A 24,484-nucleotide genomic window follows, 5' to 3' on the forward strand; every position below is an offset into this window, starting at 1 on the left:
AAGTGGTTAGGGTTTAAATGGTGTTCGATTGGGCACCATCCGCAGATGCGCCCGCCCTTCCAGCGCCACGGTGCGCCCCTCCAAATCGGCGCTCATGCGCTCGGCCGAAAAGGTCCCTGTCGGCACCGCACCGGTCACACCGCCGGTGGAAACGGCGCGGCTGGTCCTGAGATCGATGGAAACATGGTTGGCCAGCATCCGATAACCGTCGGTTTTCGACAGACGCACCGGGCCTTCGACCTGCATGGTTTCCTTTTTGATGTCGTAACTGGCCGATGGCGCATCGATCTGCGCCGGGCCGTTTTCCATCGCCAGACTGGCGTTCAGATCGCGCATTTCCACGATGGGTACCTGCGAGGAATGCTGCACGGCCTGCCCGGCGTTCAACTCGAACGCCCGCCCTTTGTCATCAGTGCCGCGATAGGTCGCGCTGGTCACCGACAGGCGCTCCTTGGCCACGGCCACCTTGTTGCGGTCGAGCAGAAAGGAGACCTCGCCATGGGGAAAGATCGGGCTGACCACCATGACGGCGGTGGTCATGCCCACGCCGATGGGCAGGGCGGAAAAAAGAAAGCGAATCATGCGATCCTGCGCTCCGCCGGGCGCGGCTTTCGCGCGGCGGCGGTTGCGCAGCAGATCGGCACCGATGGTCAAGGCTGCCTCAGGCCGACATATGGCTGAAGATGTCGTGATCGGGCCATCCGGCCAGATCGAGTTCCGCCCGCGCGGGAAGGAAGTCGAAACATGCCTGCGCCAATGCGGTGCGCCCTTCGCGCTCAAGCCGCGTGACCAGAATGGCATGGGCGGCATGCAGATAGCGCACATCGCTGGCCGCATATTCTCGCTGGGCGTCGGACAGTTCGGCCCCGCCCCAGTCGCTCGACTGCTGCTGCTTGCTCAATTCCTTGCCCAGCAATTCGCGCACCAGATCCTTGAGGCCATGCCGGTCGGTATAGGTGCGCACCAATTTGCTGGCGATCTTGGTGCAGAACACCGGCGCCGCCGTCACGCCCAGATAATGCTGGATCGCGGCAATGTCGAAACGGGCAAAGTGATAGATCTTCACCCGCTCCGGATCGGCCAGCACGGCTTTCAGGTTGGGCGCAGCGTAAGTGCTGCCGGGCTTGAAGCGGACGAGATGCTCGTCGCCCCGCCCGTCGGCAATTTGCACGACGCACAGCCGGTCGCGGGCCGTGATAAGGCCCATGGTTTCGGTGTCCACCGCAATCGGGCCGGGAGCCAGCACGCCTTCGGGGAGATCTTCTTCGTGGAGATAGACAGCCATTGTGCCAAAATGCTTAGGACGAAGCGGGCGACCTGAAAAGCCCTGAAAGCGGCGGGAAGGCAGATTATGACGGCAAGTGACGCAGTTCCCACAAGTTGGCGCGAGGCGCTTGATGGCGTACTCTCCACGCCCGAGGCGCGGCGGCTGGGCGGTTTTCTTAAAAGCGAGGAAGCGGCGGGCAAGGTGATCTTCCCTCCGCGCGGGCAAAGGCTGGCCGCGCTGGCGCTGACGCCTCTCGAGGAGGTCAAGGTGGTGATTTTGGGCCAGGACCCCTATCACGGGCCGGGACAGGCCCATGGCCTGAGCTTTTCCGTGCAACAGGGCGTGCGCGTGCCCCCCAGTCTGGTCAATATCTACAAGGAGCTGAAAACAGACGTCGGCTTTGTCCCGCCCGCCCATGGCGATCTGTCCTCCTGGGCGCGTCAGGGCGTGCTGCTGCTCAACAATGCGCTGACCGTCGAGCAGGGGCAGGCCGGATCGCACCAGAATCGCGGATGGGAGGCGATTACCGATGCCTGCGTGGCGGCGGTGGCGAAAGGGCCTTTGCCATGTGTCTTCATGCTCTGGGGCAGCCATGCGCAGAAGAAGGCGGCGCGCGTGCCGGGGCTGAACGACGGGCGACATCTGGTGCTCAAGGCTCCACACCCCAGCCCGCTCTCGGCCTATAACGGCTGGTTCGGCAGCCGCCATTTTTCAAAGGCCAACGAATTTCTTGAATCTGTAGGACGATCCCCGATCGACTGGTCGCTTTAAAAAGAAGTTTCCAACTGCAGCCATGGAATCATTGCCTACATAGGAGTGATTATTCACAATGTGGCCATCTTCTCTTGAAAGGGATGGCCATGAACATCATCGATTTGCAGAAAGCTATTGGCGCAAAACCCGATGGCGTCTGGGGTGACTTGTCTCGTAAAGCCTTGCTAAGCACTTTTACCAGCGCGAACACGGCCCCGCTCGGTGCCGACCAGATCAAGACTTTCGCCACGCGGCTGGGCGTGTCGGTCAAGCAATTGGCCGCCGTCGCCAAGGTCGAGGCCGCAGGCAGCGGGTACGACAAAGACGGCCGCCCCAAGGTCCTGTTTGAACGCCATAAATTCCACAAATACACCGGCGGCAAATATTCGGTGTGCAGTTTCAGCAACCCGCAGTCGGGCGGTTATAACGAAAACAGTTGGGACAAATTGCTGGGCGCGATCGTCACCGGAGAGATCGATGCCGCCTTCATGGCCTGCTCATGGGGCAAGTTTCAGGTGCTGGGCGAATATTGGGACGATTTCGACTATGCCTCGCCCTATGCTCTGGCCCTGTCCACCGTTGCGTCCGAGGCTGGCCATTATCTCCTGCTGGTCCACTATATCGAGACCAACAGGCTGCAGGACGAAATGGCCGCGCTCTCGACCAATCCGGAAACCTGCCGCGCCTTTGCCAAGGCCTATAACGGCCCCGCTTATGTGCAGTTCGACTATCACAACAAGCTGGCCGCCGCGATGAAGTGAGGCAGGGCGGCGGTTTGGGGCCGCCCTAAAACCTCTGCCAGAGCGCCAGGGCGATGTCGAAAAAGGTGATCCCGGCAATCGGCGCGATAAACAGCAGCAGCAGATTGATCCCCACCAGCGACAGCATCACCCCCTCGCGCCGTTTGCCCAGTTCGGGCCGGTCTCGGCGGGGCGGCGGGCTCCACGGGTCGGGCGGAGGCCAAGGATCGCGTGTGTCGAGGAACATGGGCATCGACTCCGGTGTGTTGCCGGCATTCTACGCCATGGCCTGCCCAATGCTCCATAGAAAAAGCGCCGGCAGGTTGCCCCGCCGGCGCTTCTTTTTACCCGTTTGTGTGCCCGATCAGCGGGGCAGTTCCGTCACGCCCATCAGCGCCTCGTCCACCGCGCGCGCGGCCTGACGGCCCTCGCGGATGGCCCAGACGACAAGGCTCTGACCGCGGCGCATGTCGCCGCAGGCAAAGATCTTGTCATCGCTGGTGCGATAATTGTTGGTGTCGGCCTTCACATTGCCGCGCGCGTCCAGTTCAACGCCAGCCTGATCGAGCAGACCTTGCTTGCGCGGACCGACAAAGCCCATGGCGAGGAAGATCAGGTCGGCCTTGAGCGTGAATTCGCTGCCCGGCACTTCGACCATCTTGCCGCCTTCCCATTCGACGCGGACGCATTCGAGGCCGGTGACGACCCCGTTTTCGCCTACGACGCGCTTGGTCAGCACGGCGAATTCGCGCGACACGCCTTCTTCGTGGCTCGACGAGGTGCGCAGTTTGAGCGGCCAGTTCGGCCAGCTCAGAGCCTTGTTTTCCTTCACCGGCGGCTGGGGCATGATTTCCAGCTGCGTTACCGACAGGGCACCCTGACGGTTCGACGTACCGACGCAGTCGCTGCCTGTGTCGCCGCCGCCGATCACCACGACATGCTTGCCCGTGGCGGTCAGCGAGCCGCGCGGTGCGGCGCGGATTTCATCATCGCCCGCCACGCGCTTGTTCTGCTGGGTCAGGAATTCCATGGCAAAGCGCACGCCCTGCATTTCATAGCCCGGAATGTTGAGCGGACGCGGATCTTCCGCACCGCCTGCCAGCACGATGGCGTCGAAGTTTTCCTTCAGCGACTCGACCGAAACATGCACGCCCACCTCGACCGAGGTGCGGAAGGCCACGCCTTCGGCTTCCATCTGCACCATGCGGCGGTTGATAAGGTGCTTTTCCATTTTGAAGTCGGGGATGCCGTAACGCATAAGCCCGCCCACGCGGTCGTTCTTTTCAAACACCGTGACCGAATGGCCCGCGCGCGCCAGCTGCTGCGCAGCGGCCAGACCCGCCGGGCCCGAACCCACCACGGCCACTGACTTGCCGGTCTTCTTGGCAGCCACCTGCGCGGTGATCCAACCGTTCTCCCAGCCCTTGTCGACGATCGCGCATTCGATCGACTTGATCGTCACCGGCTGGTCCACGATGTTCAGCGTGCAGGCTGCCTCGCAAGGCGCGGGACAGATGCGGCCGGTGAACTCGGGGAAATTGTTGGTCGAATGCAGCACTTCAAGCGCATTCTGCCAATCGCCCTCATAGACCAGATGGTTCCAGTCCGGGATGATGTTGTTCACCGGACAGCCATTGTGACAATAGGGAATGCCGCAATTCATGCAGCGCGAGGCCTGTGCTTTGAGCGCAGGCTCGGCATGCGGGATCACGAATTCCTTGTAATGCTTCACGCGCTCCGCCGGGTCCGCATAGGTGCGGTCCTGACGGTCAAGCTCGAGAAAGCCGGTTTCCTTGCCCATGTGTAATTCCTTCCTTCTCGAACTTATTCTGCGGCCACAGTTTCTGCGGCCAGACGCTCAGCTTCGAAGCTGCGCAGCGCCTTGGCATAATCACGCGGCATGACCTTGACGAACTTGGCCAGCGCGTTGTCCCAGTCCTCCAGCAGTGCGGCGGCGCGCTTGCTGCCGCTGTGGAGCTTGTGACGTTCGAGCAAAATACGCAGACGTTCGGCATCGTGGCGCAGCATGTCGCCCATGCCCAGGTCATAGACCGACACGGTGCGCTGTTGCGGACGGCCTGCGCCATCCTCTTCATCGCGCGCCGCGCTGATCGGCAGGACGTCGACCTGAGCCGGATTAACCAGATCGGCAAAGTTGCCCGCCTCATCATAGACATAGGCCACGCCGCCCGACATACCGGCCGCAAAGTTGCGCCCGGTCTTGCCCAGCACGACGACCACGCCGCCGGTCATATATTCGCAGCCGTGATCGCCGGTGCCTTCGACAACGGCGATCGCGCCCGAATTGCGAACCGCGAAACGCTCGCCCGCCACGCCCGAGAAGAAGGCCTCGCCGCTGATCGCGCCATAGAGCACCGTGTTGCCCACGATGATGTTCTGGGTCGGCTCGCGGTTGACGTAGTCCGGCTGCTTGACGATCACGCGACCGCCCGACAGGCCTTTGCCCACATAGTCATTGCCGTCGCCCGTCAGCTCCAGCGTCACGCCATGCGCGAGGAAGGCGCCGAAGGACTGACCCGCCGTGCCGGTCAGAGCGATATGGATCGTGTTGTCGGGCAGGCCCGCATGACCATAGCGCTTGGCCACTTCGCCCGAGAGCATCGCGCCGACCGTGCGGTTGACGTTGATGACCTTGCGCTCGATGCGCACGGCCTTGCCCTCGATCAACGCATCGCTGGCCGCGACGATCAGGTCATTGTCCAGCGCGCCGGCCAGACCGTGATCTTGCGTTTCGCTCCAGTTCAGGCTGGGCGAGATGCCGTCGGGAACCTTGTGCAGCAGGCGCGAGAGGTCGATGCCCTCGGCCTTCCAGTGCTGGATCGCCCGCTTGGGCTCCAGACGGTCCACGCGGCCCACCATTTCGGCGAGGGTCTTGAAGCCCATCTCTGCCATGATGGCGCGCAGCTCTTCGGCTACGAAGAAGAAGTAATTGATGACATGCTCAGGCTGACCGGTGAAGCGCGCGCGCAGCACAGGATCCTGCGTGGCCACGCCCACCGGGCAGGTGTTGAGGTGGCACTTGCGCATCATGATGCAGCCCGCCGCGATCAGCGGAGCGGTTGCAAAACCGAACTCGTCGGCGCCCAGCAGCGCGGCCACCGCCACGTCGCGGCCCGTGCGCAGGCCGCCGTCGGCCTGAACACAGATGCGCGAACGCAGGTTGTTGAGCATCAGCGTCTGTTGCGTTTCGGCCAGACCGATTTCCCACGGCGAACCGGCATGCGTCAGCGAGGTCAGCGGCGAAGCGCCGGTCCCGCCTTCATAGCCCGAGATCGTGACGTGATCGGCGCGCGCCTTGGAAACGCCCGCGGCCACGGTGCCCACGCCCACTTCCGACACCAGCTTGACCGAGATGCGCGCGCCGGTGTTCACGTTCTTGAGATCGTGAATAAGCTGCGCGAGGTCTTCGATCGAATAGATGTCATGGTGCGGCGGCGGCGAGATCAGGCCGACACCCGGGGTCGAGTGACGGGTCTTGCCGATCGTCTTGTCGACCTTGTCGCCGGGCAACTGGCCACCTTCGCCGGGCTTGGCACCCTGAGCCATCTTGATCTGGATGTCATCTGCATTGACCAGATATTCGCTGGTCACGCCAAAGCGACCCGAGGCCACCTGCTTGATCGAGGAACGCAGCGAGTCGCCGTTGTCCAGCGGCTTGAAGCGGATCGGATCCTCGCCGCCTTCGCCCGTGTTCGACTTGCCGCCGATACGGTTCATGGCGATCGCCAGCGTCGTATGCGCTTCCCAACTGATCGAGCCATAGCTCATCGCGCCGGTGGCGAAACGCTTGACGATCTCGCTGGCCGGTTCAACCTCGCTGATATCCAGCGGCTTGTCCGCCTTGCGGAAGTCCAGCAGACCACGGATGGTCAGGTTGCGCTGGGCCTGATCGTTGATCGTCTCGGCAAATTCCTTGTACTTTTCAGGAACATTGCCGCGAACCGCATGCTGCAGGCTGGCGATGTTGGAAGGCGTCCACGCATGCTCTTCGCCGCGGATACGATAGCCGTAGATGCCGCCCACATCGAGCATGTTCTTATAGATCGGGTTGTCGCCATAGGCCGCCGCGTGGCGACGCACGGTTTCCGCCGCGATCTCCTTCAGACCCGCACCCTCGATGGTCGTGGCCGTGCCGGTGAAATAGGCGTTGATGAAGCTGCTCGACAGACCGATGGCGTCGAAGATCTGCGCGCCGCAATAGGACTGATAGGTGCTGATGCCCATCTTGGACATGACCTTCAGGATGCCCTTGCCCACCGCCTTGATGTAGTTCTTCTTCACCGTCTTGGCGTCGAGCGGGATCCCCTTTTTCACGCGGATATCTTCCAGCGTTTCAAAGGCCACATAGGGGTTGATCGCTTCGGCGCCGAAACCGGCCAGAACGCAGAAGTGGTGCACTTCGCGCGCTTCGCCCGTTTCCACGACAAGGCCCGCCTGCATACGCAGACCCTGACGCACTAGATGGTGGTGGATCGCGGCGGTGGCCAGCAGGGCGGGCATCGGGATGCGATCCGGGCCCTGCGCACGGTCGGACAGGATCAGGATGTTGTGATCGGCCAGCACCGCTTCGGTTGCCGCCCAGCACATTTCCTTGATCGCCTGCTCCAGACCTTCGGCGCCCGACTTGGCGTCCCACGTCGTATCGACCGTGGCGGTGCGGAACGCGCCGTCAAGGGCTGCTTCCACGCTGCGGATCTTGGCCACGTCTTCGTTGGTCAGGATGGGCTGGTCGATTTCCAGACGCTTGTGGCTGCCCGCTTCCTTGCCCAGCAGGTTGGGACGCGGACCGATCATCGAAACCAGCGACATGACCAGTTCCTCGCGGATCGGGTCGATCGGCGGGTTGGTCACCTGCGCGAAGTTTTGCTTGAAATAATCATAGAGCAGACGCGATTTGCGCGACAGCACGGCAATCGGCGTGTCGGTGCCCATCGAGCCGATCGGATCATCGCCATTGCGGCCCATCGGTTCGAGGAACTTGGACACGTCCTCCTGCGTATAGCCAAAGGCCTGCTGACGGTCGAGCAGCGTGGTGGTTTCGACCGGCAGCTGGGCTAGTTCCGGCTCGACAACATCAAGGTCCTTGATGTTGTACTGGGCCGATTCCAGCCACTCTTCATAAGGCTCGGCATTGGCGAGGCTGGCCTTGATTTCCTCGTCCTCGATGATGCGGCCCTGTTCAAAGTCGATCAGCAGCATGCGGCCCGGCTGCAGGCGCCACTTGCGCACGATCTTCTCTTCCGGAATCGGCAGCACGCCGCTTTCCGAAGCCATCACCACCATATCGTCGTCGGTCACGAGGAAGCGGGCGGGGCGCAGACCGTTGCGGTCCAGCGTCGCGCCGATCTGGCGGCCATCGGTGAAGGCCACGGCGGCCGGACCGTCCCAGGGCTCCATCAGCGCGGCGTGATATTCATAGAACGCGCGGCGCTTGGCATCCATCAGCGGGTTGCCCGCCCAGGCTTCGGGGATGAGCATCATCATCGCATGGACCAGCGGATAGCCGCCCGCCACCAGCAGTTCGAGCGCATTGTCGAGGCTTGCCGTGTCGGACTGACCATGCGGGATGATCGGCCACATCTTGTCGAGGTCGGGACCAAGCAGTTCCGATTGCATCGAGCGGCGGCGCGCGTTGATCCAGTTCACATTGCCGCGAACCGTGTTGATTTCGCCGTTATGCGCGATAAAACGGAACGGATGCGCCAGCTTCCAGCTCGGGAAGGTGTTGGTCGAGAAACGCTGGTGAACCAGACCCAGTGCCGAAACGCACAGCGGGTTCGACAGGTCGGGGTAAAAGCTGCCGACCTGCGTTGCCAGCAGCAGACCCTTGTACACGATGGTACGGGTCGAGATGCTGGGCATATACAGTTCGGTCAGGCCCGGCAGACCATGCTTTTCGGCCAGAGCGGCCAGCGGGTTCTGCGTCTGCTTGCGGATGGCCAGTAGCTTGCGCTCGAACGCATCCTGATCGGCGCAATGTTCGCCCCGGCCGATGATGCATTGGCGAATGACCGGCATCGATTCGAGCACAGCCTTGCCCAGACCATCGATGTTCACCGGCACATCGCGCCAGCCGATCAGGGTCTGGCCTTCCTTGGCGATGAACTTTTCGAAATATTCGACCACGAAATTGCGGCTGCCCTCGTCACGGGGCAGGAAGCACATGGCCACCGCATAATCGCCGGGCTGGGGCAGGGTCAGGCCCGCACCCTTGGCCCAGTCGCGCAGCAGCGCATCGGGGATCTGAATCAGGATGCCCGCACCGTCGCCCAGCAACGGGTCGGCGCCCACCGCGCCGCGGTGGTCAATGTTTTTCAGAATTTCCAGTGCCTGCGTAATAATGGCATGGCTTTTCTCGCCTTTGATATGGGCAACAAAACCTACGCCGCACGCATCGTGCTCGTTACGCGAATCATAGAGGCCCTGGGGCTCTGGAAATCCCATCGATTATCTATCCCAATCTCGCGCCCTCTGCCGTCTCTCTGGCAGGGCGCAACCTGAACCCGTGTATCTGGAGCGCGAATCCCCCACCCGCGCAGGCGCGGGGGAGATGACGCATCATGCCCCATGGCGTCAGAACGCAGCTTTTGCAACCGCGAAAGGACACAAACGGCGTATTTGGCGCGTTTCTGACGAAAGGATTTGCCGTTTAAGCGCCATTTGTCGGTGTAATCATGCGCCGGGGCAGGGTGTGGGGAAACTATTTAACGTCGCGCAGCGAGGCCAGCGCGGCGCGCAGCGCATCGCCGGTGCCATCCGGGGCAGGGGCCAGCGCAGGCTCGCAAGTGGTTGTTTTGGTTTCCTGCGGGGCGTTCTGGTGACGCTGCAGGGCCAGAGACAGCCGCGCAAGCAGCTCGACATGGCTGAGCGAATCGAGCGAGGCCGAGGCGATATGGTCGGCTGCGCTTGGGCCGTCGAGCTTGAGCGAGGGAAAGCCCCCGCAGCTTTTGGCCGCAGCCACAGGTGCGGCAGGCAGCTCGGGCTCGGCTGCAATCTCGGGCGCCTTTTCGGCCGTCGCCAGCGGCGAGGGAGCCGCCGACGTGGCTTCGACCACAGGGATCGCTTCAGCGGCCGACTCAGTCTCCACCACAGCTTCCACCGGGCTGGGGTCGATCTTGAAGAAACGAAACGGCTGGATGGCCGGAGTTTCAACCACCGGCTCGGGTTTCACGGGCTCGGCCTTAGGGGGGGCGGTTTTCACTCTGGTTTCGACCGGCCGCTCCATGATGGCCACGATTTCCTGGGGCTTCCAGTCCCACGAAGGTTCTTCGGCGGGCGGCGGCGGCGGCGGCACATCGTGCAGCACCTGCCATGTTTCGGCCACCGGCGGGGGAGGGGCATAGCTGGGGCCTAATGCGGCCTCGGTCATCTGCGGCCCGGGGGCGGCGGCCGGTTCGGGGGCGGGCGCATGGGCAGGGTCATTGTCGAAACCATGCGCGCCCAATTCGGCATGGGCCTGAATCGGCTGGCGCGCGGGAAAGTCGGGGTGTGCATCGGCGCTGCGGCGGCGCAGAGGAGCCGATTCGCCGGTCTTTTCGCGGCGGGCCTGCTGCCACGCGCTCTGCGAAAAAGCCTGGTGCGGGGCCAGCACCCGCACCGCAGCCCAGCCCAGCAAAGCACCGACCAGCCCAAAAGCCACTGCCAACAACAGCCGGGCCGTCGTCCCCAGCGGGGGCGTCGCCATCGGCAGGATCAGGTCAAGCCGGGCCGAAAGCACGATCCGCTCGATCAGCTCTCCGCGGACCGCCAGCGTTGAAAGTGCGAAAGTGGCAGCCAGCCACACCGGCACAACCGTGGCGAACAACGGGTGATGGGTGATGCCTTGCCAGCCCTGTCCCGCAGAAGTGTGCTTCGTTGCCAAAGTCGCGCCCTTACGTCCTGCCCGTTGCGTGTTCGATATGTGCTTTTCCGGTGTATTCCGGGGCGAATCGGGGTGTTATGCCGCCTCGCTTTCCGAATTTACACCATTAACCGGTGCCAGCATTTGGTAAACATTGAGATAACGCTTGGCATTGGTGGCCCAGTCATGCGCATTTTCCACATGAGAGCGCCCCGCCGCAAGCCTTTGCGGCCAATTTGAGCGATCGGAGAGCAGTCCGGCCAAAGCCTTGGCGCAGGCGGCCGGATCGTCGGGCGTGAAAAGGGTTCCGGTCACGCCATCGCTCATCAATTCGCGGTGCCCGCCCACGTCGCTCGCCGCCACCAGCTTGCCCTGCGCCATCGCCTCCAGCGGCTTCAAGGGCGTGACCAGATCGGTCAACCGGCTCTTTTTGCGCGGATAAGCCATGATGTCGCACAGCGCATAGTAACGCTCGACCTGGGAATGGGGCACCCGGCCCATGAAGCGGATCGCATGGGCCGCGCTCGACGCCGCTGCGCGCTCACGCAAAGCCGCCTCCATCGGCCCGCCGCCCACCAGCAGCAGGCGCGCATCGGAATGGACCGCGATCAGGCCCGGCATCGCGTCGATCAGATCGTCAATGCCCTCATAATCATAAAAGCTGCCGATAAAGCCGATCACCGGGCCCCAAGAACCATCGGCGCCCAGCCCCAGTTCGTCGGCCAGCGCCGATTCGCGGGCCACCGGCTGGCCAAACATCGCCAGATCGACGCCATTGGGCATAATGGTGATTCGCGCCGGATCATTGCCCCGCGCGATCAGATCGCCCTTCAGCCCCTGACAGATCGTAACCACCGCATCCGCGCCGCTAACTACGTGATTTTCCAGGGTGCGGGTCAGCATATATTTGATGTCGCCTTCGCGCCCGGTGCCATTGCCCACGGCCGCATCCTCCCAAAAGGCGCGGATTTCATAGACCAGTGGAATACCCAGCTTCCTTGCCACCCGCAGCCCCGCCATCCCGCACAAAGCGGGCGAATGAGCATGCAGCACATCGGGCCGCCAGTCGCGGCAAACCTGCTCCACCGCGCGGGAAAAGGCGCCGATTTCGCGCCATTCGCGCAGCCCCGCCGGTCCCTTGGCCTGCCCCCGCGTGCGGTAAAAGGTCAGTCCTTCGGCTTCCTCGCAATCGGGCCCGTCGGCATAATGACGCAGGCCCGTCACCCCGCGCACCTCCAGTCCAAGCCCCTCCTGCGCCTTGAGAATCGCGCGGGTGCGAAACGTATAGCCGCTGTGCAGCGGCAGCGAATGGTCGAGCAGGTGCAGGATGCGTGTCATGGCGCAATTCCTAGGTGATAAAGGCTTAACGTCCCGTCAACTGCTGCTTGCTATGCCTTAATCAAAGGCTGGCGCATTGCTGATTCCAGGCCGCCGATTCTTGGCTGCCGCGCGAAGGGCGAAGTAAAGGCAAAGAGGGCATCTCTTCGATGATTGACTATTTCTCGATCGCCTTGACCCATGGCCTGCTGGTGCTGGTCGCGCTGCGCCTGTTGACGCGCGCCGATCTGGATCGCGACCCCGCGCCCGAAGAAGAAGTGCCGCTGGAAGCCGAGCCCGAGAAGAAGGCCAAGTGGAGGGTGCGCCGTGCTTGATCTTTTCCTCACCGGTTTTGTCGCCCTGATCCTGCTGATGGGGCTGCGCAAGCCCTTTATCTGGGTGCTGGCCTTCCTCTATGTCGATATCGTTGCGCCGCAAAAGATCTCTTACGCGCTGCTCACCAATGTCCAGCTCTCGCTGGTGGTGTTCTTTCTCGCGGTGGTCGGCTGGCTGTTTTTCGACAACAAACAGGGCGCGCGGGTCAGCGGTCGTCAGGTGCTGATGCTGCTTCTCCTGATCTATTGCTATTTCACCACACAATCGGCCGATTTCCCGGTCGAGGCGGCGGATAAATGGTCGTGGGTGTGGAAGTCGCTGGTCTGGGCGATGTTCCTGCCGCTGGCGCTGCGCACGCAATTGCGCATCGAGGCTGCGGCTCTGGTGATGGTGCTTTCGGCCTCCGCGCTGATCTTGGACGGCGCGCTGAAAACCATGGCGGGCGGCGGCGGCTATGGCACGCTCAAGCTGTTCATCAATGACAATAACGGCCTCTATGAAGGTTCGACCATTTCCTGCGTGGCCATCGCGATCATCCCGCTGGCGCTCTGGCTGGCGCGCGACGGCACGATCTTTCCCGCCAACAGCCGCACGCGCCTGTTCGCCTATGGGCTGGCCTTTGCCGGCCTGTTGATCCCTATCGGCACCGAGGCGCGCACGGGTCTGCTCTGCGCCGGGCTGCTGGCGGTGCTGATGATGCGGGCGGTGAAATATCGCTGGCTCTATGTCGGCGGTCTGGCGTTGGCGGCGGTGCTGGTTCAGCCCTTGCTGCCCAACAGTTTCTCCAACCGCATGGGCACGATCCAGAACAATCAGTCCGACCAGTCGGCCGCGACGCGTCTTGCGGTGTGGAAATGGACGATCAATTATGCGACCGAACATCCCTTTGGCGGCGGCTTTGACGCCTTCCGCGGCAACAAGCTGGAGATCATCACGAGCGAGGATGATGGTTTCGGCAGCAATTCGACCAAGATCATGGATCAGGGCCGCGCCTTCCACTCGGCCTATTTCGAAATGCTGGGCGAACAGGGCTGGCCGGGTCTGGCGTTGTGGCTGACGCTGCAGATCAGCGGGCTGATCCAGCTTGAAGGCGTGCGCCGCCGGTTGCGCAAGAGCGATGCGCCGTCGGACCGGCGCTATGCCGATCTGGCGCTGGCGCTTCAGCAGGGGCACTTCGTCTATCTGCTCGGCGCGGCCTTTGTGGGCATCGCGTTCCAGCCCTTCGTCTATATGCTGATCGCGCTGCAGATCGCGCTGGTGCAGCAGGTGCGGCGCAAGACCGCGCCCGTGGCCGTGGCCCAGCGCCGGATGCAGGTGCCGGGAGAAAAGCCTTTGGCGGCACACGCCCCGGCCGCTGCCAACTGAGCGGCCGACCATGGGGGCGGCGTTGATGGACAGGACGCAGCAGACCGCCGCCCTGCCGGGCGCCCGCGCTCTTGCGCCCCAGCTTGATGCGCTGACGGGCTTGCGCGGGCTGGCGGCGTGGTATGTCGTGCTGTTCCACACGCGCGTCACGCTGAAGGCTACGGTGGGGCCGATGGCCTATGCCTTTCTCAGCCATGGCTATCTGGCGGTCGATCTGTTCTTTATCCTCTCGGGCTTTGTGCTGTGGCATTCGGGCGCGGATAATCCGGCCTATCGCGGGGCGCGGGGCATGGCGCGCTTCTGGCTGCGGCGGATCGCGCGGATCTGGCCTTTGCATATGGTGCTGCTCGGCGGGTTTGTCGCGCTGGTGGGGCTGCTGGCGGCCACGGGGCGCGATACCAGCTTCTATCGCTGGGGCGAATTGCCGCTCCATGTGTTGCTGATGCAGAACTGGGGCATGACCATCGGGCTGATGTGGAATGAACCGGCATGGTCGATTTCCTGCGAATGGGCGGCCTATCTGCTGTTTCCCTTTACGGTGATGGCCGCGCCGTGGCGTGATTGGTCGACCGGCGCGCTGGTGGCGCTGGGCTGCGCCCTGCTGGCGGCGCTGTGGGCTTATTTCGCGCTGCATGGCTCGGCTGATTATCTGGGGTATGAAATCCAGCGCACGGGGCTGATGCGCTGTCTGCTGGAATTCTGGATGGGCAACGTGCTGCGGATGCTGTGGGCCCGCTGGCGCGATGTGCCCGATATCTGCACCGGGGCCTGGGCGGCGATGATCGCCCTGCTCGAAGGGGGTGTGGTGCTGCAACTGCCCGAGGCGTCCTATGTGCCGGGCGCCTTTGCCGCGCTCATCCTTGCGCTTTCGCTGGAGGACCGCACGCCTGCGCGTCTGCTGCGTTCCGGTCCGCTGCACTGGCTGGGCGAGATCAGCTATTCAACCTATCTGTCCCATTTTTTGCTGTTTATCGTCTTCAAGATGCTCTTCGTCGGATCCGATCTGACGGTGGGGCTGGGCAAGCTGGCCCTGTTCCTGATGATCGTGCTGGCGGCCTCGGCGGCGCTCTACCGGCTGGTGGAAAAACCGGCGCAGCATTGGCTGCTGCGCCGGGGAGAAGCACGCTTAACGGCTTGAGCGGCTCATCACCAGATCCATGGCCGTTGCAAAGGCCCGCGCATTGTCAGGGTGAACCATCAACAGGTCGCTTTGTTCGCGCGGCAGGCTGTGGACGATCTCCAGCGGCTTGTCCTCATAATGCAGCGCGTCGAGCCAGTCATAGCTGTTGAACATGCGGATCGGCACATAGCCCGCGACCACGAAACGGTCGAACAGCGCGGGCCATGCGCCATCCTCGGACGGCGTCGCCTCGACCGCCAGCGTCGGGCGGCGGGGGAAGCGGTCGATCTGGTCAAGGAACTGATTGAGCACGGGCACCTCGGCCCCCTCGATGTCGATCTTGATGAAGGAGCAATCAGCGCATTCCTGCGCGCTCAGCACCTGATCGAGCGGCAGGGCTTTCACCTTGGCCCCGCTCGTGCGATGCGCGCCGGGCAGCAGGCTGGTCATGCCGATGTTGCTCTGCGGTCCTTCATAAATGGTCAGTTCGCCCGCCTGCGCCGCCACCGCGCAGCCGCGCACATCGACATTGGTGGCCCCGTTGCGCGCGCTGTTGGCTCGCCCATATTCGGCCAGTCGTGGCAGGGCCTCAACCGCGACCACCCGCCCGTCAGGGCCGGCCAACTGGCTGAACATCAACGTATAATAGCCGATGTTTGCGCCAATATCGACAATCACCGTCCCCGGCTCGATCAGATGTTTCATCAGCGCCGTCATATGCGGCTCCCACAGGCCGAAATGCAGGATGCTGGCCTGAATGAGGTCGCCCGCCTCACAATCGAAACTGGCGCCAAACACGGTAGTGGCGCGGCTCCGGGGAAAGAAGCGGTTGTACACGCGCTTGTAAAAACGCAGCAAGGTGCGCTCACCCCAAGGCACACAGGCAATGGCTTTGAGCAAAAGGCCCGGATTGGGTTTTAATTCTTTCGCGGCGATGCCGATGCCGCCCATTGCCAAGGAAACAGCCACGTTACTCTCCTGTTCTTAGGTGAGCACGTGGCTATCATGCGGGTAATTACTGGTGTAGACTCGTTAACCATGGTGCATTTTTACTGTGCCGAATCGTAACACGGGCCTTTTTACACGGAATAGCGCCGAATCAACGCGATGCGTGCTGGGCCATCCATTCCTCGACCACTGGGGCGATCCTTCCGCGCCATTTGCTGCCGTTGAAAATGCCGTAATGGCCCACGCTCTCGGCCAACAGATAGCGCTTGTTGGCCTCGGGCAGGTTATGCGCCAGCGTCAGCGCGGCGCGGGTCTGGCCGATGCCCGAAATATCATCGCGCTCGCCCTCGACCGCCAGCAGCGCGGTGTCGGTGATCGCGCCCAGATCGATCGGCTTGCCGCGATGGACAAATTCGCCCTTGGGCAGCGAATGCTTTTGGAACACATGCTCGATGGTCTGAAGATAGAAATCCGAGGTCATGTCGCAGACGCTGCGATATTCCTCATAGAAACCCTTGGTGGCATCCGCGCTGTCGCCGTCGCCTTCGACCAGATGCTTGAACATCTGCCAATGGCTCATCATGTGCGAATGCAGGTTCATGCTGATGAAGCCGGCAAGCTGCAGAAAGCCGGGGTAAACCTTGCGCCCGGCGCCGGGGTAATGCAGCGGAACCTGCGCGATCACATGATGTTCGAACCAGCTGAGCGGACGCGTGACGGCCACGTCATTAACGCTGGTGGGCGCCTCGCGCGTGTCCACCGGGCCGCCCATCATGGTCAGCGTCAGCGGGCGGCATGGGTGCTTGTTCGCGCCCATGATCGCCGTTGCCGCATAGGCCGGGACCGAAGGCTGGCACACGGCCAGCATATGCGTGTTGGGCCCGATAAATTCGAGATAGCCGATCAGATAGTCGATATAATCGTCCAGATCGAAGCGCCCGGCCTCCATCGGCACCATCTTCGCATCGGCCCAATCAGTGATGTAAACCACCGCGCGTTCCATCATCCGCGCCACCGTCCCGCGCAGCAGCGTGGCATAGTGCCCGCTCATCGGCGCGACGATCAGCAGTTTGGGCGCATCGGCAGGCAGGCCGTCATGGCTGAAGCGCAGCAGATTGCCGAAGGGGCGGTGCTGGACAATGGCCTCCGTCACGCCATGCGAGACGCCATCGACGGTCACGGTCTCAATGTCGAAATTGGGTTTGCCCCGCGGCATCGCGGCATGGGAAAAAACATCCAAAGCCGAGGCCATCACCTGTCCCAGACCCAGCGCGGCCATCGGATTGGCCGGATTCGTCAGTGTTTCGGCCATCACCGAGGCCCAGGCGCTGGCGCCCGAAAGAAGGCTGCGTTGCATTTCATAAGCGTTGTATAACATCAACTTATCCCTTGCGCGGCGTCATGGTGGGGGAATACGCCATCGGCTTGTTGTCATACATATCGCCATATTCCTTCAATGTTGCAATCCGACCTGGGCCTACTATTCAGTAGTCGGAGCAATCTGACCCCCTCATCTTGCTAACCATTCTTTGCTTGCCCGGTTCCAAACCGCCTAAAAATCCTATAGGGCGCTGGCCCATGTCTGCGAGCCAAGCCGAAGCAACCGTTGCCCCCGCCCCGATGCCATCCGGCGCGCAAGATAGCGCCAATGGCGAGGCCGCCGTTTCCCCCAAACCGTCCAAGGATCTGGGCCCGCTGCGCATGGTGTGGCGCGCGGCGGTGGCCTATCCGGGGCGGCTGGCGATGGCGGGGGCGGCGCTGATCGTCACCTCGGCCACCACGGCCAGCGTGCCATGGGGGTTCCGCCAAGTGGTGGACAAAGGCTTTTCGCGCGGGAGCGATCCGGCGACCATCGACCGCTGGTTCGAAACCCTGCTGGCGATGGTGGTGGTGCTGGCCATCGGCACGGCGGTGCGCTTCTTCAACGTCTCCTGGCTGGGCGAGCGCGTGGTGGCCGATGTCCGGCTGGCCGTTCAGCGCAACCTGCTGCGCCAACCGCCCAGCTTCTTTGAGGAAAACAGCCCCAAGGAAATCTCCAGCCGCATGACCGCCGACACCGCGCTCATCGAACAGGTGGTGGGCACGACGGTGTCGGTGGCGCTGCGCAATGCGATCACGGCGATTGTCGGCATTGCCATCCTCTTTTTCCTTGCGCCCAAGCTGACGGGGATGCTGGTGATCGCCATTCCGGTGGTGGTGGGGCCGATCGTGTGGTTCGGGCGGCGTCTGCGCCGCGAATCGCGATCCAGCCAGGACCGCATCGCCGACATCGGCGCGATGGTGACCGAGGTGCTGGGCGCGGCGCGTATTGTGCAAGCCTTCAATCAGGAAGCGCGCGAGAGCGACCGTTTCGCCGCCGCCGTCGAGCGCAGCTTTGGCACCGCGCTGCGCAGGATCAAGATCCGCTCGACCATGACCAGTGTGGTGACGCTTCTGGTGCTGGGTTCGCTGGTGCTGCTGATGTGGCGCGGGGCGGCGGGCGTGGCCAGCGGCGAGATTTCGGGCGGGATCATTGCCCAATTCGTGCTGACGGGCGCATTGGTGGCGGGGGCCTTTGGCTCGTTGACCGAGGTGTATGGCGATCTGGTGCGTGCGGCGGGGGCGGCAAGCCGTCTGTCCGAATTGCTTAACGAGCGGCCCGCGATTGCGCCGCCCGCCAAGCCGATTGCTCTGCCGAGCCCCGCGCGCGGCCAGATCAGCTTTGAGAACGTGACCTTCCGCTATCCCACTCGCCCCGAAGTGGCGGCGCTGGCCAATTTCGACCTCAAGGTCGAGCCGGGCGAGACGGTGGCGATTGTCGGCCCTTCGGGGGCGGGCAAATCGACGATCTTCCAACTGGCCGAACGTTTCTATGATCCGCAGGGCGGGGCGATCAAGCTGGACGGCGTGCCTTTGACGGGCGCCGATCCGGCCGAGATCCGCCAGCGTATGGCGCTGGTGCCGCAGGAAGGCGTGCTGTTTGCCGCCAGCGCGCGCGACAATCTGCGCTATGGCAATTGGGACGCCAGCGACGAGGCGATCTGGGAAGCGGCCCGCGCGGCCAATGCGGAGGGCTTCCTGCGCGATCTGCCCGAGGGGCTGGACACATTCCTTGGCGAAAACGGCGCGCGCCTCTCGGGCGGTCAGCGTCAGCGCATGGCGATTGCCCGCGCGATCCTGCGCGATGCGCCGATCCTGCTGCTCGACGAGGCCACCAGCGCGCTGGATGCCGAAAGCGAGCGTCTGGTGCAGGATGCGCTCGACCGTCTGATGCAGGGGCGCACCACGCTGGTCATCGCCCATCGGCTGGCCACCGTGCGTCAGGCCGACCGCATTGTCGTGATGGAGGGCGGGCGCATCGTCGAGCTGGGCCGCCACGAGGAATTGACGCAGGCGGGCGGACTTTATGCCCGCCTTGCAAGTTTGCAATTTGACGAACGCGCCTTTGCAGGCGAAGCGTAATTTCCTCCTCTCCCGCGAATTTTAAGGACATCTCATGCCCTTGCTAGTCACCGCCATCCTGCTCGGCATCGTCGAAGGTCTGACGGAATTTCTGCCTGTTTCCTCCACCGGCCACCTGATTCTTGCCGCCAAGCTGTTCGGCTATGACGATGCGCAATGGTCGGTGTTCAACATCGTGATCCAGCTGGGCGCGATTCTGGCCGTGGTGGTGCTGTATTGGCGCACGTTCTGGGCGGTGGGTCTGGGGCTGATTCGCGGCGAAAAGACCGCGATCCAGTTCGTCATCAACCTGCTGGTGGCCTTTATCCCGGCGGTGGTGCTGGGGCTGATCTTCAAGAAAAAGATCGACATCCTGCTCGAAAGCCCGATGGTGGTGGCATGGGCGCTGGTGGTGGGCGGCGTGGCGATCATCGCCGTCGAACGCTTTGCCAAGGGCGGCGATTATGTCGGCATCGGGCAACTGCCGGTGTCCAAGTGCTTCGGCGTGGGGCTGATGCAATGTCTGGCCATGGTGCCGGGCGTGTCGCGTTCGGGCGCAACGATCATGGGCGCGCTGTGCATGGGCATCAACCGTTCGACGGCCGCCGAATTCAGCTTCTTCCTTGCCATTCCCACCATGCTGGGCGCGACCGTGCTGCAATTGGCCAGCCACCGTCATGAACTGGCGGCGGGCACCTCGGCCGTGGGCATGAGCGAGATCGCGGTGGGCTTTGTCGTGTCCTTCGTGGTGGCGCTGGCCGTCATCAAGGGCTTTGTCACCTATATCAGCCGCCGTGGCTTCACGCCCTTTGCCATCTATCGCATCATCGCGGGCGCGGTGGCGATCTATGCGCTGGGCCATATGGGATAAATGCGCCGGTCCGGCCTGAAAATCCCGCGAGCCGATTATCGGGCCGCCAAAAAGACCCATAAGTGTTTGCGCAGGTTTGTAGTATCCTTGAACCGGAAAGGATTCGCGCCATGACCCTGCTTGCCCTTTTGCTGATCGGTGCTGTTGTCGGCCTGCTGACCGGAGCCTTGCTGCGCCGCGTGGGGATTATCACGCGGCTGGCCGATATGGGCTTTGGGATGATCGGAGCCTTTGTGGTGGGTGCGATGGGCTCCGGCGCGCTGTTGCAGGGGCTGGACCGCACCTATGCCGCCTTTGCCGCCGTGGGGGCTGCGGGGCTGGTGGTGCTGGTTCATGTCGCCTCGGCGCTGCTGCGGCCGGTTCACACCAAATATTACAAGCGCCGATAGGCAAGTCGCGCTTGACTCTGCGCCCCGGCTAAAGCATGGGGCCACCCTCTTGCCACGCGGCGCATAAGGTGCAGCTTGGCTCATGTGAATTTTGCCCTGGTTGGCGCGCCGCTGTCTCAGCGATGCAAGGACCGGGTCTGGAACAATTAGGAAAGTGTCATGGCAAAGCCCGCAACCGTCAAGATCCGTCTGGTTTCCAGCGCCAACACCGGCTTCTTCTATGTGACCAAGAAGAACCCGCGCAACACCACGGAAAAGTTCAGCTTCCGCAAGTATGATCCCGTTGCCCGCAAGCACGTGGAATTCAAGGAAGCCAAGATCAAGTAAGATTCAGGAGCGGTTCAAGCCGGCGCTGTTATAAGCGCGGGCATGAAAAACGCTCAGACCTTACCGAATCGCCGGGTGGCGCGTCGCATGACGTTGCGCCTGGCCATGGGGCTGCTGGTTGCGGGACCGGCGGCCCTTTCGCTTGCCGCTCCAGCCCCCGCGATGGCCAATGCAGTGGGGGCCAATGGCTCGGCCCAGATCGATCAGGCCGTTGCGGCCCTGCGCGGGATCGACACGCTGCGCGCCAACTTCGTGCAGCGCTCCGAGGCCACCGGCCAGCAGGTGACCGGCGTGCTGAGCCTGAAGCGGCCCGGCAAAATCCGTTTCCAGTATCAGCGCGGCTATCCGGTGCTGATCATTTCGGACGGCAAGGCGCTGACCATTATCGATTCGGAGGTCAAGCAGACCCAGCGCTGGCCGATCGGCAAGAGCCCGATGGGCGCGCTGCTGAACCCGGCCAAGGACGTGGCGCAATATGGCACGCTGCTGCCCAGCCTCGACCCCCATGTCACCAACATCCGCGTGACCGACCGCATGCACCCCGAGTATGGCGTCATGACGCTCAGCTTTGCCCATAAGGCCGGTGTGCCGGGCGGGATGGAGCTGGTGGGATGGCAGACCGTGGACGCGCAGAATCGGCGCACCACGATTATCCTTTCGGGCCACCAATATGGCGTGGATCTGGGGGATGATCTGTTCAAATATCTCGACATCAGGCCCAATGTCCGGCGCTGATACGCTTAAATGTCATTGCTGTGACAATCTGCGACAATGCTGCCGATCCTGTTCATAAGGCAGCAAGGCAAGCGGGCCTATACAGGTCTTCGACAAGGCGGACGAGTTGGTGGGTTTTCCCCCCTGTTGCCCACATCTCTAACGAGATCCGCATGTCAGCGTGACGAACGCACACACGAACCCTCGCTCCCCATGCCCCCGGGGAGCGGGGGTTTTCTTTTTGCGGCCTGTTGAGAAAAAATGCGGTGCCACTTTCGGGCGCGATGCTTTATGGGCTGCGCGCATGATCTCTATCGCTACATGGAACATCAACTCGGTGCGGCTGCGTATGCCGCTGGTCGAACGCTATCTGAAGGAGCATGGGCCCGATGTCCTGTGCCTTCAGGAAATCAAGACAGTGGCCGAGTTGTTCCCCGCGCAGGCCTTTGCCGATCTGGGCTACACCTATCAGGCGGTGCATGGTCAGAAGGGCTATCACGGCGTGGCCACGGTCGCGCGGATTCCCTTTACCGAAGTCTCGCGTCACGACTGGCAGGCCAATGGCGAGGCGCGCCATGTGGGCGTCCGGCTGAGCGACAGCGGCGTGGTGGTCGAGAATGTCTATATCCCGGCGGGCGGCGACGAGCCTGACCGCGAAATCAACCCCAAGTTCGGCCAGAAGCTCGATTTCCTGGCCCGCATGACCGAGTGGGCCGGGACGGTGAAGGACCCCACGATCATCCTTGGCGATTTCAACATTGCCCCGCTGGAAAGCGATGTGTGGAGCCATAAGGCGCTGCTCAAGGTGGTCAGCCATACACCGATCGAGGTCGAGACGCTGGCACGTTTCAAGGCCGCGCATGATTTCGTCGATATCGGTCGCCAGCTGATCGCCGCGCCCGAGCGTTACTATTCCTGGTGGTCCTATCGCGCCAAGGACTGGCGCGTGAACGACAAGGGCCGCCGCCTCGACCATATCTGGGGCTCGCCCAGCGTGGCGGCGCAGGCCCGCGCGCATCGCGTGCTGGAAGATGCGCGCAATTGGGAAAAATGCTCGGACCACGTGCCGCTGATCACCGAGTTCGATCTGTAATGAGCGCGACGCGGCGGGTTGCGCGGGCGCTCGATGCGCTGCGCCATGGCTGGGCGGTGCGGGTGGGGCCTTGGGTGCTGCTGCCGGCCGAAACCGGCTTTGGCGCCGAGTATTCCGCGCGCCGGATGCTGATTTCCGCCGCGCGGGCCGCCACGCTTAAACTCGCCAACCAGCGCGATGCGGCAGAGCCGGAAAGCCCGGTGCTGATTCGCGGGGCCGAGCCTTTCGATCTCGCGCTTGCCCGCGCGATGGGCGATCCGGCGCTCGATCTGGCCAATCCGCTCAAGGGGCCGTTTCTGGCCGAGCCGATTGCCGATTATGACAGCGCGGTGGCCGCGATGGAACTGGCGCGTCTGGCGGGCGTCCTGCCCGCCTTCCTCGTCGACCCCTGCGGGGTTGAGGAAGCGCAGGAGGTTTCCGCGCAGGATCTGGAGGACTGGAAAGATCCGCGCCACCTGAGCATCGCCTCGCGCGCGCGCCTGCCCGTCTCGGTGTGCGAGAGCGCCGAGATCGTCGCCTTCCGCGCGCTCGATGATCTGCGCGAACATGTCGCCCTCGTGCTGGGGCGGCAGAGCGCGGACCGGGTGCCTTTGGTGCGGCTCCATTCCGAATGCCTGACGGGCGATGTGCTGGGCAGTTTGAAATGCGATTGCGGGCCGCAGCTTGATGCGGCCCTTGCCGCTATGGCGGATGAGGCCAATGACGGCGGCTGGGGTGTGCTGCTCTATCTGCGTCAGGAAGGGCGGGGCATTGGCCTCGTCAACAAGCTGCGCGCCTATCAGCTTCAGGATCAGGGCTTTGACACGGTGGATGCGAACCAGCGCCTCGGCCTGCCCAATGAGGCGCGCGATTTTCCGGTGGCGGCGCGGATGCTCGAACTGCTGGGCGTGCATGGAATCCGGTTGATGACCAACAATCCGGCCAAGGTGGAAACCTTGAAATCGGTGGGCGTCAATGTGATCGAGCGCGTGGCCCATGCCTTGCCCGCCAATCCGCACAATGCGCGCTATCTGGCCACCAAGCGGGACCGTTCGGGCCATTTTCTTTAACAGGCGCGCCGTCAATCCCGATACCGAAGGGCCTCGACCAGCAAGGCAAACGCCGGTGAGGCCTGACGGCGGCTGGGGTAATAGAGGTGGTATCCGGCAAACGGCGGGCACCAGTCCTCCAGCACCCGCACCAGACGACCCGATGCCACGCTGTCATGCACGATGTCATCCACCGTCATGGCCAGCCCCATGCTCGCCTCGGCGGCCTGCAGCACCATGCTCGATCCGCCAAAGGTCAATTGTCCCTCGACGCGGACATTCATCACCCGGCCCTCTTTTTCAAATTCCCAGGCATAGAGGCCCCCGCTGCTGGCCATGCGCAGGTTGATGCAATTGTGCTGGGCCAGTTCCTGCGGGGTTTGGGGGACGGGATGGAGGGCGAAATAGTCGGGCGAACCGACACAGGCCATGCGCAGCGAAGGCCCGATGCGCACCGCGATCATGTCGCGCGCAATTGCCTCGCCCAATCGGATGCCCGCGTCGAAACGTTCCTCGACAATATCGACAAAGCCGTTGTTGATGCTGACCTCGACGTGGATGTCGGGATAAAGCGGCAGGATGCGGGTAAGGGCGGGCCAGAGCAGGCTGCGCGCGGCATGTTCGGAGGCGGTGATGCGGATATTGCCTGCGGGCCGCTCGCGCATCTGGGTGATCTCGCCGATCCCGGCGCCGATCTGATCGAGCGCGGGGCCGATCACCGCCACCAGTCGTTCGCCCGCCTCGGTGGGGGAAACCGAGCGCGTGGTGCGCGTCAGCAGGCGCACCCCCATTTTGGCCTCCAGCCGCCGCATCGTGTGGCTCAATGCCGATTGCGACACGCCCAGCTTGGCCGCCGCGCGGGTAAAGCTGCGCTCTTCGGACACCACCAGAAAGGCGGCCAGATCGGCCAGATCGTTGCGATCAACCGCCATGTC

The 24,484-nt window shown here is 63.1% G+C and carries 22 protein-coding genes; 12 read left to right on the forward strand and 10 right to left on the reverse strand.

The window, feature by feature from the left end:
- Window positions 1-6 precede the first annotated feature (6 nt).
- Window positions 7-654: an LPS export ABC transporter periplasmic protein LptC gene (gene lptC / locus FHW92_RS11550; protein ID WP_168603382.1), complete on the reverse strand. Its 648-nt coding sequence runs from the start codon at window positions 652-654 to the stop codon at window positions 7-9.
- 7 nt (window positions 655-661) lie between these two features.
- Window positions 662-1,285: a ribonuclease D gene (locus tag FHW92_RS11555; RefSeq protein ID WP_168603383.1), complete on the reverse strand. Its 624-nt coding sequence runs from the start codon at window positions 1,283-1,285 to the stop codon at window positions 662-664.
- 66 nt (window positions 1,286-1,351) lie between these two features.
- Between FHW92_RS11555 and ung the strand changes: the two genes are divergently transcribed.
- Together ung and FHW92_RS11565 are read left to right on the forward strand one after the other, a co-directional pair.
- Window positions 1,352-2,038: a uracil-DNA glycosylase gene (gene ung / locus FHW92_RS11560; protein WP_168603384.1), complete on the forward strand. Its 687-nt coding sequence runs from the start codon at window positions 1,352-1,354 to the stop codon at window positions 2,036-2,038.
- 89 nt (window positions 2,039-2,127) lie between these two features.
- Window positions 2,128-2,781 carry an N-acetylmuramidase domain-containing protein gene (locus FHW92_RS11565; RefSeq protein ID WP_168603385.1) on the forward strand — a complete coding sequence of 218 codons (654 nt, stop codon included), beginning with the start codon at window positions 2,128-2,130 and terminating at the stop codon, window positions 2,779-2,781.
- 25 nt (window positions 2,782-2,806) lie between these two features.
- Here the strand turns inward: FHW92_RS11565 and FHW92_RS11570 are convergent, their stop codons facing one another.
- The 5 genes from FHW92_RS11570 to FHW92_RS11590 all read right to left on the reverse strand — a co-directional run bounded on the left by FHW92_RS11570 (window position 2,807) and on the right by FHW92_RS11590 (window position 11,959).
- A complete protein-coding gene (locus FHW92_RS11570) occupies window positions 2,807-3,007 on the reverse strand; it encodes a hypothetical protein (RefSeq protein WP_168603386.1) in 201 nt (66 codons plus the stop codon).
- Window positions 3,008-3,124: 117 nt separating this feature from the next.
- Window positions 3,125-4,561, reverse strand: a complete 1,437-nt coding sequence (locus FHW92_RS11575; RefSeq protein WP_168603387.1) for a glutamate synthase subunit beta — start codon at window positions 4,559-4,561, stop codon at window positions 3,125-3,127.
- 23 nt (window positions 4,562-4,584) lie between these two features.
- A complete protein-coding gene (gene gltB, locus FHW92_RS11580; protein ID WP_168603388.1) occupies window positions 4,585-9,225 on the reverse strand; it encodes a glutamate synthase large subunit in 4,641 nt (1,546 codons plus the stop codon).
- A 256-nt stretch (window positions 9,226-9,481) separates the two neighbouring features.
- Window positions 9,482-10,642, reverse strand: coding sequence for a hypothetical protein (locus FHW92_RS11585; RefSeq protein ID WP_168603389.1), 1,161 nt, complete (start codon window positions 10,640-10,642; stop codon window positions 9,482-9,484).
- Window positions 10,643-10,717: 75 nt separating this feature from the next.
- The gene (locus FHW92_RS11590) at window positions 10,718-11,959 is read right to left on the reverse strand and encodes a TIGR04063 family PEP-CTERM/XrtA system glycosyltransferase (RefSeq protein WP_168603390.1); all 1,242 of its coding nucleotides are present in this window, start codon (window positions 11,957-11,959) and stop codon (window positions 10,718-10,720) included.
- A 149-nt stretch (window positions 11,960-12,108) separates the two neighbouring features.
- On the opposite strand from FHW92_RS11590, the gene FHW92_RS11595 reads away from it, so the two are divergent.
- From FHW92_RS11595 to FHW92_RS11605, 3 genes are read left to right on the forward strand one after another with little or no spacing between them, the layout of a single operon-like run.
- Complete coding sequence (locus tag FHW92_RS11595; RefSeq protein ID WP_168603391.1) at window positions 12,109-12,273, forward strand: hypothetical protein; 165 nt, start codon at window positions 12,109-12,111, stop codon at window positions 12,271-12,273.
- Complete coding sequence (locus FHW92_RS11600; RefSeq protein WP_168603392.1) at window positions 12,266-13,639, forward strand: DUF5935 domain-containing protein; 1,374 nt, start codon at window positions 12,266-12,268, stop codon at window positions 13,637-13,639. The genes FHW92_RS11595 and FHW92_RS11600 overlap by 8 nt, the downstream gene beginning before the upstream one ends.
- A gap of 25 nt (window positions 13,640-13,664) precedes the next feature.
- Window positions 13,665-14,777: an acyltransferase gene (locus tag FHW92_RS11605; RefSeq protein ID WP_168603393.1), complete on the forward strand. Its 1,113-nt coding sequence runs from the start codon at window positions 13,665-13,667 to the stop codon at window positions 14,775-14,777.
- On the opposite strand, the gene FHW92_RS11610 is transcribed toward FHW92_RS11605, so the two are convergent.
- Both FHW92_RS11610 and phaZ read right to left on the reverse strand, forming a co-directional pair.
- Window positions 14,766-15,728, reverse strand: coding sequence for an FkbM family methyltransferase (locus tag FHW92_RS11610; RefSeq protein ID WP_168603394.1), 963 nt, complete (start codon window positions 15,726-15,728; stop codon window positions 14,766-14,768). The genes FHW92_RS11605 and FHW92_RS11610 overlap by 12 nt on opposite strands.
- 130 nt (window positions 15,729-15,858) lie before the next feature.
- Window positions 15,859-17,085 (reverse strand): polyhydroxyalkanoate depolymerase, encoded by a 1,227-nt coding sequence (gene phaZ, locus FHW92_RS11615; RefSeq protein WP_168603395.1) that lies wholly within the window; start codon window positions 17,083-17,085, stop codon window positions 15,859-15,861.
- Between the two features lie 242 nt (window positions 17,086-17,327).
- Between phaZ and FHW92_RS11620 the strand changes: the two genes are divergently transcribed.
- The 7 genes from FHW92_RS11620 to ribA all read left to right on the forward strand — a co-directional run bounded on the left by FHW92_RS11620 (window position 17,328) and on the right by ribA (window position 23,570).
- Window positions 17,328-19,148, forward strand: a complete 1,821-nt coding sequence (locus FHW92_RS11620; protein WP_246870116.1) for an ABC transporter transmembrane domain-containing protein — start codon at window positions 17,328-17,330, stop codon at window positions 19,146-19,148.
- A 34-nt stretch (window positions 19,149-19,182) separates the two neighbouring features.
- Window positions 19,183-19,998 (forward strand): undecaprenyl-diphosphate phosphatase, encoded by an 816-nt coding sequence (locus FHW92_RS11625; RefSeq protein ID WP_168603397.1) that lies wholly within the window; start codon window positions 19,183-19,185, stop codon window positions 19,996-19,998.
- Window positions 19,999-20,108: 110 nt separating this feature from the next.
- On the forward strand, window positions 20,109-20,387 hold the full coding sequence (locus tag FHW92_RS11630) for a hypothetical protein (RefSeq protein WP_168603398.1): 279 nt from the start codon (window positions 20,109-20,111) through the stop codon (window positions 20,385-20,387).
- Window positions 20,388-20,546: 159 nt separating this feature from the next.
- Complete coding sequence (rpmG, locus tag FHW92_RS11635) at window positions 20,547-20,714, forward strand: 50S ribosomal protein L33 (protein WP_168603399.1); 168 nt, start codon at window positions 20,547-20,549, stop codon at window positions 20,712-20,714.
- A gap of 87 nt (window positions 20,715-20,801) precedes the next feature.
- Complete coding sequence (locus FHW92_RS11640; protein ID WP_168603400.1) at window positions 20,802-21,449, forward strand: outer membrane lipoprotein carrier protein LolA; 648 nt, start codon at window positions 20,802-20,804, stop codon at window positions 21,447-21,449.
- Between the two features lie 283 nt (window positions 21,450-21,732).
- Window positions 21,733-22,521 carry an exodeoxyribonuclease III gene (locus tag FHW92_RS11645; RefSeq protein ID WP_168603401.1) on the forward strand — a complete coding sequence of 263 codons (789 nt, stop codon included), beginning with the start codon at window positions 21,733-21,735 and terminating at the stop codon, window positions 22,519-22,521.
- A complete protein-coding gene (ribA, locus tag FHW92_RS11650; RefSeq protein ID WP_168603402.1) occupies window positions 22,521-23,570 on the forward strand; it encodes a GTP cyclohydrolase II in 1,050 nt (349 codons plus the stop codon). The genes FHW92_RS11645 and ribA overlap by 1 nt, the downstream gene beginning before the upstream one ends.
- Window positions 23,571-23,581: 11 nt before the next feature.
- Here ribA and FHW92_RS11655 read toward each other — a convergent pair whose 3' ends face one another.
- Complete coding sequence (locus FHW92_RS11655; RefSeq protein ID WP_168603403.1) at window positions 23,582-24,481, reverse strand: LysR family transcriptional regulator; 900 nt, start codon at window positions 24,479-24,481, stop codon at window positions 23,582-23,584.
- Between the last annotated feature and the right edge of the window lie 3 nt (window positions 24,482-24,484).

This window comes from Novosphingobium sp. SG707 (assembly GCF_012275515.1).
Lineage (GTDB): Bacteria > Pseudomonadota > Alphaproteobacteria > Sphingomonadales > Sphingomonadaceae > Novosphingobium.